This window comes from Kitasatospora sp. NBC_00315 (assembly GCF_041435095.1).
Taxonomy (GTDB): Bacteria; Actinomycetota; Actinomycetes; order Streptomycetales; family Streptomycetaceae; genus Kitasatospora.
On record NZ_CP108025.1, the window covers coordinates 3,014,417 to 3,026,055 of the forward strand.

The 11,639-nt window shown below is 72.4% G+C and carries 5 protein-coding genes; 4 read left to right on the plus strand and 1 reads right to left on the minus strand.

Features of this window, described 5'->3' with window-relative positions:
• Positions 1 to 41 precede the first annotated feature (41 nt).
• On the minus strand, positions 42 to 2,726 hold the full coding sequence (gene glgP / locus OG823_RS12015; protein ID WP_371479471.1) for an alpha-glucan family phosphorylase: 2,685 nt from the start codon (positions 2,724 to 2,726) through the stop codon (positions 42 to 44).
• Positions 2,727 to 3,674: 948 nt separating this feature from the next.
• Between glgP and OG823_RS12020 the strand changes: the two genes are divergently transcribed.
• From OG823_RS12020 to glgB, 4 genes are all read left to right on the plus strand, one after another.
• Positions 3,675 to 5,630, plus strand: a complete 1,956-nt coding sequence (locus OG823_RS12020) for an alpha-1,4-glucan--maltose-1-phosphate maltosyltransferase (RefSeq protein ID WP_371484438.1) — start codon at positions 3,675 to 3,677, stop codon at positions 5,628 to 5,630.
• Positions 5,627 to 7,360, plus strand: coding sequence for a maltose alpha-D-glucosyltransferase (treS, locus tag OG823_RS12025; RefSeq protein WP_371479473.1), 1,734 nt, complete (start codon positions 5,627 to 5,629; stop codon positions 7,358 to 7,360). The genes OG823_RS12020 and treS overlap by 4 nt, the downstream gene beginning before the upstream one ends.
• Before the next feature lie 264 nt (positions 7,361 to 7,624).
• Positions 7,625 to 9,115: a phosphotransferase gene (locus OG823_RS12030; RefSeq protein ID WP_371479474.1), complete on the plus strand. Its 1,491-nt coding sequence runs from the start codon at positions 7,625 to 7,627 to the stop codon at positions 9,113 to 9,115.
• A 40-nt stretch (positions 9,116 to 9,155) separates the two neighbouring features.
• Positions 9,156 to 11,624 (plus strand): 1,4-alpha-glucan branching protein GlgB, encoded by a 2,469-nt coding sequence (gene glgB / locus OG823_RS12035; protein ID WP_371479475.1) that lies wholly within the window; start codon positions 9,156 to 9,158, stop codon positions 11,622 to 11,624.
• The last annotated feature ends 15 nt before the right edge of the window (positions 11,625 to 11,639 follow it).

Consider the following 11,639-nt stretch of genomic DNA (forward strand, 5'->3'; position numbering starts at 1 on the left):
ACGGCCGGGCCCCGAGCGGGGCCCGGCCGTCCACGGCGGGTTCAGCGCAGCAGGCCGGCGTCCATCCCGACCGACTCCGCGGGCAGCGCGACCAGGCCGAGTTCGGCCGGCGAGGCCAACAGGGGATGGGCGGGCAGCACCCGGACGGTGTAGCCGAACGGTCCGGTCCGGCTGAGTTCGAGCGAGCCCTCGTAGCGGGTCCGGCCGTCCAGGTCCGGTCCGCCGGCCGGTTTGAGGGCCAGCACGGCGGCGTCCGAGATGCCGTCGCTCTCGTCCACCCGGCCGGAGACCACCTGGACGTCCACGTCGGTCGGCTCCAGCGCGCCCAGGGAGACCTGGACCCGCAGCGCCAGCGCGCTGCCCAGCTCCTGCGCCTCGTCGGGGCACTCCGCCTCGACGTGCTCGACCCGGACGGCGGGCCAGGCCTGACGCACCTTGGCCTTCCACTCGGCGAGCCCCCGGGCGCCGGCGTGCGGGGCGCCGCCGGGGCGTGCGGCGGCCAGCTCGCGCTGCGCCACCGCCGCGGGCGTGTAGAGCCGCTCGACGTACTCGCGGACCATCCGGCCGGCCATCACCTTGGGCCCGAGGGTGACCAGGGTGTGCCGCACCATCGCGATCCACCGGTGCGGCAGGCCGTCGGCGCCCCGGTCGTAGAAGCGGGCCGCCACCTGGTGCTCGATCAGGTCGTACAGGGCGGCGGACTCGATGTCGTCGCGGCGCTCGGCCTCGGCGCTCTCCGGGTCCAGCACGCTGCCGACACCGTCGGCGGTGGGGATCGCCCAGCCGTTCTGGCCGTCGTACCACTCGTCCCACCAGCCGTCCAGGACGGACAGGTTGAGGCAGCCGTTGAGCGCCGCCTTCATCCCGGAGGTCCCGCAGGCCTCCAGCGGCCGGAGCGGGTTGTTCAGCCAGATGTCGCAACCGGGGTAGAGGCGCTGGGCCATCGCCATGTCGTAGTCGGGCAGGAAGACGATCCGGTGCCGGACGGCCGGGTCGTCGGCGAAGGCGACCATCTGCTGGATCAGCCGCTTGCCGCCGTCGTCCGCCGGGTGGGCCTTTCCGGCCACCACGATCTGCACCGGCCGGGTGGGGTGCAGCAGCAGCGCGCGCAGCCGCTGCTGGTCGCGGAGCATCAGGGTGAGCCGCTTGTACGAGGGCACCCGGCGGGCGAACCCGATGGTGAGCACGTCGGGGTCGAGGACGGAGTCCACCCAGCCCAGTTCGGCGTCGCCGGCGCCGCGCTGGCGCCAGGAGGTGCGCACCCGCCGCCGGGCCTCGTCGACGAGCTGGGCCCGCAGGGCCCGCCGCAGCTCCCAGATCTCGGTGTTGCCGATCCGCTCCAGCCCGGTCCAGCGCTTGGTCTCGCCGGTGGTCATGGCGTCCTCGGCCCGCTCGGCACCGATCTCGGCCGCCCCGAGCCGGACCACCGCCGGATCGATCCAGGTGGCCGCGTGGACGCCGTTGGTCACGGAGTCGATCGGTACCTCGGCGGCGTCGAAGCCCGGCCAGAGACCGTTGAACATCGACCGGCTGACCTCGCCGTGCAGGGTGGAGACGCCGTTGGCGCGCTGGGCGAGCCGCAGGCCCATGGCGGCCATGTTGAACAGCTTGGGGTCACCGCCGCGCCAGCTCTCGGCGCCGAGCGCGAGGACCTGCTCGACGGGGACACCGGAGAGCGCCGTGTCGCCGGTGAAGTGCCGGGCGACCAGATCGCGGTCGAAGCGGTCGATGCCGGCCGGGACCGGCGTGTGGGTGGTGAAGAGCGTGCCGGCCCGGACCGCCTCCAGGGCCGAGGCGAAGTCGAGGCCGGAGCCGTCGCCGCCGGTGCCGGCGATCAGCTCCCTGATCCGCTCCACGCCGAGGAAGCCGGCGTGCCCCTCGTTGGTGTGGAAGACCTCGGGCGCGGGGTGACCGGTGAGCCGGCAGTACGTGCGCACGGCGCGGACCCCGCCGATGCCCAGCAGCATCTCCTGGAGCAGCCGGTGCTCGCTGCCGCCGCCGTACAGGCGGTCCGTCACGTCTCGTTCGGCGGCCGAGTTGGCCTCGATGTCGGAGTCGAGCAGCAGCAGCGGGACCCGCCCGACCTGTGCCTTCCAGATGTGCGCGGCGAGGGTGCGGCCGGCCGGCAGGGCGAGGTCGATCCGGACGGGTGAGCCGTCGGCCTCGCGGAGCAGGCTGACCGCGAGTTCGTCGGGGTCGAGCAGGGGGTAGCGCTCCTGCTGCCAGCCGTCCCGGCTCAGGGACTGCCGGAAGTAGCCGTGCCGGTAGAACAGGCCCACGCCGATCAGCGGCGCGCCGAGGTCGCTGGCGGCCTTGAGGTGGTCGCCGGCCAGGATGCCGAGGCCGCCGGAGTACTGCGGCAGGGCGGCGGCGATGCCGTACTCCGGCGAGAAGTAGGCGATCGCGGCGGGCAGGGGGGTGTCGCGCACGGCGGACTGGTACCAGCGCGGGCCGCTCAGGTACTCCCGCAGGTCGTCGGCGAGATCGCCGAGCCGGCGCAGGAACCTGCGGTCCCCGGCCAGGGCGGCCAGCCGGGCGGCCGGGACCTCGCCGAGCAGGCGCACCGGATCCTCGCCGGTGGCGGCCCAGACCTCTGGATCGACGGAACGGAAAAGGTCTCTGGTCTCCGAGTGCCAGGACCAGCGCAGGTTGAGCGCGAGCTCGTGCAAGGGCTGGAGTTGTTCGGGCAGGACGGTGCGGACGGTGAATCTGCGGATTGCCTTCACGGCGTGAAGCGTAGACCCGTGAGCCCCCATGAGGCTGCGTCACCTGGCGTATTGGTGATCCGTTCGGCCTATTGATGAGATCGCATTCGGCGCATTGGACTGCGCAGGGGGCGCACGCGGCGCACTTTTCCAAGTCCCGCACCACCAATGCGTGAACACCGTGGAACAGATTGATTTCCGCTGGCCGATATACCCCCTGGTGCGTCCGAAAGTGTCGTCGTACCGCTGCGTAGGTCTTGTAGACGGTGCCACTATGAACAAAGGTCGTAGATGCTGCGGGGTGTGCGGCGACGGGTGGCGCCCCCTGGATGCAGCACGTCCGAATCCTGATCTCGTTGACGAACCCTCACCTTCCCTAGCCCATTCGGCCCTCGCTGCCGTTCCGACGCGTTTCCTTGTGCCCTCTCCGCTCGTTCACGGGTGGGTTGGGTCGCACTGGGGCGCGCCCGGAGAGGCGTGCGCCGGGACGCGCGCGGGCTCTCGGGCTCCCGGCTACAGGCGTGGCCGGAGTCGGGCGGGTTGCCGGGCTCGGCGGCGCGGGCAGGCTCCGGAGGCGCGACCTCCCCCCACCCACGCAGTTCTCCCGGTACTCCCCTGGCCCCGGACCGGCCGGCGGGAGCTGCCGCCGATCTCGGGCAGGAGCTTGGCATGCACGGCGACACGCGGGACCAGTCGGCACCGGTGGCCGACACCCTCGACACGGCTCTCGAAGCGACGCTCACCCGGTCGGTCGAACGGGCCCAGCCCGCCGAACGGGCGGACTCCGACACCCAGACGGACCCGGCGATGCCCAAACCCCGGGCGGCCGCCGCGGCCCGGCCGGACCGAGAACCCGCGACCGACGCCGACCCGGCCGCCGCCCCGCGCAAACGGGCGGCCCGGACGGCCGCACCCCGGACGACCACGCCCCGCAAGACCGCACCCCGCAAGACGACAGAGAGCGACACCGTGATCGGCCGCATCCCCGTCCTGGACGTCAGCCCCCTCGTGGACGCCGGCCGCCGCCCGGCCAAGGCCGTGGTCGGCGAGGCCTTCGAGGTCACCGCCACCGTCTTCCGCGAAGGCCACGACGCGGTCAGCGCCAACGTGGTGCTGCGCGACCCGCGCGGCCGCGGAAGCGTCTGGACGCCGATGCGGGAGCTGGCCCCCGGCACGGACCGCTGGGGCGCGAGCGTCACCCCCAGCTCGGCCGGGCGCTGGTCCTACCTGATCGAGGCCTGGAGCGACCCGGTGGCCACCTGGCGCAAGGCCGCCGCGGTGAAGCTGCCGGCCGGGATCGACACCGCGCTCGTGCTGGAGGAGGGCGCGCAGCTGCTGGAGCGCGCCGCCGCCGGCGTGCCGAAGAAGGAGGGCCGGGCGTTCGTCCTGGCGGCCGTGGACGCGCTGCGCGAGCCCGGCCTGCCGCCGCTGTCCCGGCTGGCCGCCGCGCTGGCCCCCGAGGTGACCGAACTGCTGGCCCGCCACCCGTTGCGCGAGCTGGTCACCTCGACCCGGCCGCTGCCGCTCCAGGTGGACCGCGAGCGGGCGCTGTTCGGCTCCTGGTACGAATTCTTCCCCCGTTCGGAGGGCGCCGTCGTCGACCCGACCGGCGTCGAGCCGCCGCGCTCGGGCACCCTGCGCACGGCCGCCGAGCGCCTGCCCGCGGTCGCCGCGATGGGCTTCGACGTGGTGTACCTGCCGCCGGTGCACCCGATCGGGCGGGCCTTCCGCAAGGGCCCGGACAACACCCTGACGGCCGGCCGGCACGACGTCGGCTCCCCCTGGGCGATCGGCTCGCCGGAGGGCGGCCACGACGCCGTGCACCCGGACCTAGGCACCATCGAGGACTTCGACCACTTCGTCGCCGAGGCCACCGCCCTGCACCTGGAGGTCGCGCTGGACTTCGCCCTCCAGTGCTCCCCCGACCACCCGTGGGTGAACAAGCACCCGGAGTGGTTCACCCACCGGGTGGACGGCACCGTCGCGTACGCCGAGAACCCGCCGAAGAAGTACCAGGACATCTATCCGGTCAACTTCGACCAGGACTTCGACGGCATCGTCAAGGAGACCCTGCGGCTGCTGCGGTTCTGGATGGGGCACGGCGTACGGATCTTCCGGGTCGACAATCCGCACACCAAGCCGGTGGTGTTCTGGGAGAAGGTGCTCGGCGACATCGCCCGCACCGATCCCGACGTGGTCTTCCTGGCCGAGGCGTTCACCCGCCCGGCGATGATGCACACCCTGGGGAAGATCGGTTTCCACCAGTCGTACACCTACTTCACCTGGCGCACCACGAAGCAGGAGATCACCGAGTACGTCACCGAGCTGTCCGGCGAGGCGGCCGCGTACATGCGGCCGAACTTCTTCGCCAACACCCCGGACATCCTGCCGGAGCACCTGCAGACCGGCGGCCGGGCCGCGTTCGCGATCCGCGCCGTGCTGGCCGCCACGCTCTCCCCCAGCTACGGCGTCTACGCCGGCTTCGAGCTGTTCGAGAACGAGCCGGTCGAGCCGGGCTCGGAGGAGTACCTGCGCTCGGAGAAGTACGAGCTGCGTCCCCGGGACTGGAGCCGCACCGACACCCTCGCCCCGCTGCTGACGGTGCTGAACCGGCTCCGCCGGCGCCACCCCGCCCTGCAGCAGCTGCGCGACGTGCGCTTCCACGCCACGGACAACGACCAGGTGCTCGCCTTCTCCAAGACCGCCGTCACCGAGGACGGCCTCACCGACCGTGTGATCACCGTGGTCAACCTGGACCCGCACCACGTCCAGGAGGCCACCGTCACGCTGGACGGCGACGGGCCCTACGCGGTGCACGACGAGCTGACCGGAGCCGCCTTCGGGTGGGGCCGGCACAACTACGTCCGGCTCGATCCCTCGACGGAGCCGGCTCACGTCCTCACGGTTCGGAGGAACCCAGCGTGACAGTGAACGAGCCCGTCCCCGACACCTTCGCCGAGACCTCGAAAAAGGACCTGGACCCGGAGTGGTTCAAACGGGCGGTGTTCTACGAGGTGCTGGTGCGGTCCTTCCAGGACAGCAACGGCGACGGCGTCGGTGATCTCCAGGGGCTCACGTCCAAGCTCGACTACCTGCAGTGGCTCGGGGTCGACTGCCTCTGGCTGCCGCCCTTCTTCGCCTCCCCGCTGCGCGACGGCGGCTACGACGTCGCCGACTACAAGTCGGTGCTGCCGGAGTTCGGCGACCTGGCCGACTTCATGGAGTTCGTGGACGCCGCGCACGCCCGCGGCATGCGGGTGATCATCGACTTCGTGATGAACCACACCAGCGACCAGCACCCGTGGTTCCAGGCCTCCCGGGAGGACCCGGACGGCCCGTACGGCGACTTCTACATGTGGGCCGACGACGACAAGCAGTACCCGGACGCCCGGATCATCTTCGTCGACACCGAGACGTCCAACTGGACGTACGACCCGGTCCGCAAGCAGTACTTCTGGCACCGGTTCTTCTCGCACCAGCCGGACCTCAACTACGACAACCCCCGCGTGCAGGAGGAGATGGTCGCGGGCCTGCGGTTCTGGCTGGACCTCGGCATCGACGGGTTCCGGCTCGACGCGGTGCCGTACCTGTTCGCGCGGGAGGGGACCAACTGCGAGAACCTCCCGGAGACGCACGAGTTCCTGCAGCGGGTCCGCAAGGAGATCGACGCGGACTACCCGGACACCGTGCTGCTGGCCGAGGCCAACCAGTGGCCGGAGGACGTCGTCGACTACTTCGGCGACTTCGGCTCCGGCGGCGACGAGTGCCACATGGCGTTCCACTTCCCGGTGATGCCGCGGATCTTCATGGCCGTCCGGCGGGAGAGCCGCTACCCGGTCTCGGAGATCCTCGCCAAGACGCCGACCATCCCCGGCAACTGCCAGTGGGGCATCTTCCTGCGCAACCACGACGAGCTGACCCTGGAGATGGTCACCGACGAGGAGCGCGACTACATGTACGCGGAGTACGCCAAGGACCCGCGGATGCGGGCCAACGTGGGCATCCGCCGGCGCCTCGCCCCGCTGCTGGAGAACGACCGCAACCAGATCGAGCTGTTCACGGCCCTGTTGCTGTCCCTGCCCGGCTCCCCGGTGCTGTACTACGGGGACGAGATCGGCATGGGCGACAACATCTGGCTGGGCGACCGGGACGGCGTGCGCACGCCGATGCAGTGGACGCCCGACCGCAACGCGGGTTTCTCCTCCGCCGACCCGGGCAGGCTCAGTCTGCCACCCATCATGGACCCGGTGTACGGCTACCAGGTGACGAACGTCGAGGCGCAGCAGAGCAGTTCGAGTTCACTGCTGCACTGGACGCGTCGCATGATCGAGATCCGCAAGCTCAATCCGGCCTTCGGCCTCGGGACGTACACCGAACTGCCCTCCAGCAATCCCGCGGTCCTGGCCTTCGTGCGCGAGCACGAGGGTGACCTGGTCATGTGCGTGAACAACTTCTCGCGGTTCGCGCAGCCGACCGAGTTGGACCTGCGGCAGTACGGGGGCCGGTACCCGGTGGAGCTGATCGGCGGGGTGCGCTTCCCCTCGATCGGCGAGTGGCCGTACCTGCTCACCCTCGCAGGCCACGGCTTCTACTGGTTCCAGCTCCGCAAGCCGCCCCGCCCGGACGGGCCCCGCCCCTCCGGGCGCAAGAAGTAACGGTCCACCAAGCAGTCACGGGCCTGCGGGCCCCCCGGCCCGGTGGACCAAGCCCTCCGGGGCGCACGGGAGTTCGAAACCCGAGCGCCCCGGCGGAAGCTGAACGACACCGCGTACGGAGAACAGCCCAACGGCTCACCACACTATGGCGTGACACCCGAGCACCGCTCGCGTGCCGTCGCCGCCGCGCCGCCGAAATCCGGAAGACTGACGGGCCCGGCCAGACCCGTCGGGCAGTAGGCCCGCTTCCGGGGAAAGGGAGTCATGTCCGAAACCTCCCGGTCTGAAGCCCACGTGCACCGTGATACCCCCACCGGCACCGCCGTGCCGGTCGGATCGCGCGGCACCGGGGTCCGCAGGACCGCCCTGGGAGTCAGCGAGCTGATCCAGGCAGCGCTGCCACTGATCGCCGACTGGCTCCCCACCCAGCGCTGGTACGCCGGCAAGGGCCGCGCCATCACCGGCCTCACACCCGTGGTCGGCACCCCCCTGCAGGTCGGGGACCCCTCGCTGCTGCACCTGCTGCTGCGGGTCGAGCACTCGGCCGGCGGCGGCGCGTCGAACGGCGACATCTACCAGCTGCTCCTCGGCACCCGCTCCGAGGAGCCGGCGGGGATCGGCCCGGGCGCCGTGCTGGGGCGGCTCAACCAGGGCCCCTACGACGGCGCCGTGCTCTACGACGCCGTGCACGACCCGGAGCTGACCGGCCGGCTGCTGGAGCACCTGGCCACCGGCGACCGCTTCGGCTCGCTGTCCTTCCGCCGTACCCCGGGCCCCGGCCTGCCCGCCAACCTGCCGGGCCGGGCCAGCACCGCCGAGCAGAGCAACAGCTCCGTCATCTACGGGACGGCCCTGATCCTCAAGCTCTTCCGCCGGATCAGCCCCGGCACCAACCCGGACCTCGAACTCTCGCTGGCCCTCTCGCGGGCCGGCTCCACCCGCATCCCGCGGGTCGCCGCCTGGTTCGAGAGCCGGCTGGAGCGCGCCGAACCTGCCACGCTCGGCCTGCTGCAGCGCTACCTGCCGGATGCCGAGGACGGCTGGGAGCTGGCGCTGGACCAGGTCGGCCGGCTCAAGGGCGACCCCTCCCCCGGCAACTTCGCCATCGAGGCGCACCGCCTCGGGCGGGCCACCGCCGAGGTGCACCGGGTGCTGGCCCGCTCGATGCCGGTCGCCCGGCTCGACCGCACCCAGACCCGCCAGCTGGCCACCGCGATGGCCGACCGGCTGGACAGCGCCGTCTCGGCCGTCCCCGGCCTGCTGCGCTACCGCTCGGCGCTGCGCAGCGCGTTCCAGCAGCTCGCCGACGCCCACCCGGACGGCATGCCGGTCCAGCGGATCCACGGCGACCTGCACCTCGGCCAGGCGATGCGCACCCCGCAGGGCTGGGTGCTGCTGGACTTCGAGGGGGAGCCGGCGAAGTCGGTGGCCGAGCGGCGGGAGCCGCAGACCGCGCTGCGGGACGTCGCCGCGATGCTGCGCTCCTTCGACTACGCGGCCGCGCACCTGCTGGCGGGCGGCCCGGTCGATCCGGAGCTGGCGCATCTCGCGGCGGCCTGGGCCGCCCGCAACCGGACGGCGTACTGCGCGGGCTACACCGCCGGCGGGGGCACCGACCCGGCGGCCTCGCCGGAGCTGATGCGCGCGCTGGAGATCGACAAGGCGGTGTACGAGGTGGTGTACGAGGCCCGGCACCGGCCCAGCTGGCTGCCCATCCCGCTCGCCGCCATCAACCGGCTGGCCCTGACCGTCTGACCGCTCCACCGGCACACCGACCCCGCAGGAGGACCCCGTCGTGACTCCGCTCGACCTGCCAGGCCGCACCACCCCCGCCGTACCCGCCACGTTCCTCGCGGGCAAGGACTCACCGAGGCGCGAGCCGGTGGTGCCCCAGCGGGCCGAGGCGGAGCGGGCGGCACCTGCCGCGTCCGTGCCGCCCGCCGTCCCTGCCGCGCCCGCACCGGCCGCCGTCCCGGCCCCGGCCACCGCGCCCGGACCGACCGCCGTGCACCAGCCGACCGCCGCCGCGTCCGCGGGGCCCGCCCACAGCGGCGCCCTGCGGCTGCCGGAGGCCCCGCTGCCGCCCTCCGAGGTGGATCGGCTGGTCTCCGGCGCCCATCACGACCCGCACGCCCTGCTGGGCGCCCACCCGACCAACGGCGGTACCGCGATCCGGGTGCTGCGCCCGTTCGCCGAGCGGGTCGTGGTCGAGACCGGCCAGGGCCCGGCCGAACTCACCCACCAGCAGAACGGCCTCTTCACCGGCCTGCTGCCGGGCAGCGACCTGCACCACTCGGCGATGGCCGAGCACCGGCTGCTGGTCAGCTACCCCGGCGGCGAGCCGCTGGCGCAGTACGACGGCTACCGCGCCCGCCCCACCCTCGGCGAGCTCGACCTGCACCTGATCTCCGAGGGGCGGCACGAGCAGCTCTGGCGGGCGCTCGGCTCGCACGTACGGACGGTGGACGGCGTCCCGGGCACCGCGTTCGCGGTGTGGGCGCCGAACGCCGCGGGCGTGCGGTTGATCGGCGACCTCAACCACTGGGACGGCACCGGCCACCCGATGCGCTCGCTGGGCTCCTCGGGCATCTGGGAGCTCTTCGTGCCCGGGCTGGGCGAGGGGGCCCAGTACAAGTACGAGATCCGCACCCGGGACGGCCGGGTGCTCGACAAGGCCGACCCGCTCGCCCGCGCCACCCAGTGCCCGCCCGGCACCGCCTCCGTCGTCACCTCCTCCGGGTACGCCTGGCAGGACGGCGAGTGGCTGGCCCGGCGGGCCGAGACGGTGCACCACCGCGCGCCGATGTCCGTCTACGAGCTGCACCTGGCGTCCTGGCGGCCCGACCTCACCACGTACCGCGAGATCGCCGAGGAACTCCCCGGTTACCTGAAGCGGCTGAACTTCACCCACGTGGAGTTCATGCCGGTCATGGAGCACCCCTTCGGCGGCTCCTGGGGCTACCAGGTCTCCGGCTTCTACGCGCCGACCGCCCGGCTCGGGAGCCCGGACGACTTCCGGTACCTGGTCGACACCCTGCACCGGCACGGCATCGGCGTGATCGTCGACTGGGTGCCCGCGCACTTCCCCAAGGACGACTTCGCGCTGGCCCGCTTCGACGGCGAACCGCTCTACGAGCCCGCCGACCCGCTGCGCGCCGAGCACCCCGACTGGGGCACCCTGGAGTTCGACTACGGCCGTACCGAGGTCCGCAACTTCCTGGTCGCCAACGCGGTGTACTGGTGCGAGGAGTTCCACATCGACGGCCTGCGGGTGGACGCCGTCGCCTCGATGCTCTACCTCGACTACTCCCGCGAGGGCGGCGCCTGGACGCCCAACCAGTTCGGCGGCCGGGAGAACCTGGACGCGGCCGCCTTCCTGCAGGAGATGAACGCCACCGTCTACCGGCGCTGCCCCGGTGTGATCACCATCGCCGAGGAGTCCACCGCGTGGGCCGGCGTCACCCGCCCCACCGACAGCGGCGGCCTGGGCTTCGGCCTGAAGTGGAACATGGGCTGGATGCACGACTCCCTGGTCTACATCTCCAAGGAGCCGGTGCACCGCAAGTACCACCACAACGAGATCACCTTCTCGATGGTGTACGCCTACTCGGAGAACTACGTCCTGCCGATCTCGCACGACGAGGTGGTGCACGGCAAGCAGGCGCTGGTCTCCAAGATGCCCGGCGACTGGTGGCAGCAGCGCGCCAACCACCGCGCCTACCTGGGCTTCATGTGGGCCCACCCCGGCAAGCAACTGCTCTTCATGGGACAGGAGTTCGCGCAGGGTTCGGAGTGGGACCACGAGCAGGGCCCGCAGTGGTGGGTGCTCGCCGACGACTGGCCGGCCGCCGCCGACCACCGGGGCGTACGGGAGCTGGTAGGCGAGCTCAACCGCGTCTACCTGGACGCCCCGGCGCTGTGGGAGCAGGACACCACCCCGGACGGCTTCCGCTGGCTGGACGGCGGGGCCGCCGAGGACAACCTGCTCTCCTTCGTCCGGTACGCCGCCGACGGCACCCCCCTGGTGGCCGTCTGCAACTTCTCCCCCGTGGTGCGCCGCGACTACCGGGTCGGCCTGCCCGCCCTGGCCGGCCGGGACCAGCTGTGGGAGGAGGCGCTCAACACCGACGCCGAGGTGTTCGGCGGCAGCGGTGTGGCCAACTCCCGCCCGATCAAGGCCGAGGCGCACCCCTGGAACGGCCAGGACCGCAGCGCCGAGCTGATCCTCCCCCCGCTGGCCACGGTCTGGCTCCGCCCGGCCTGAGCTCGCCGCCCGGGT

Excerpts from the sequence above, each read along its gene's own strand:
- OG823_RS12030 (WP_371479474.1), top strand. The coding sequence starts at position 7,625 with ATGTCCGAAACCTCCCGGTCTGAAGCCCACGTGCACCGTGATACCCCC.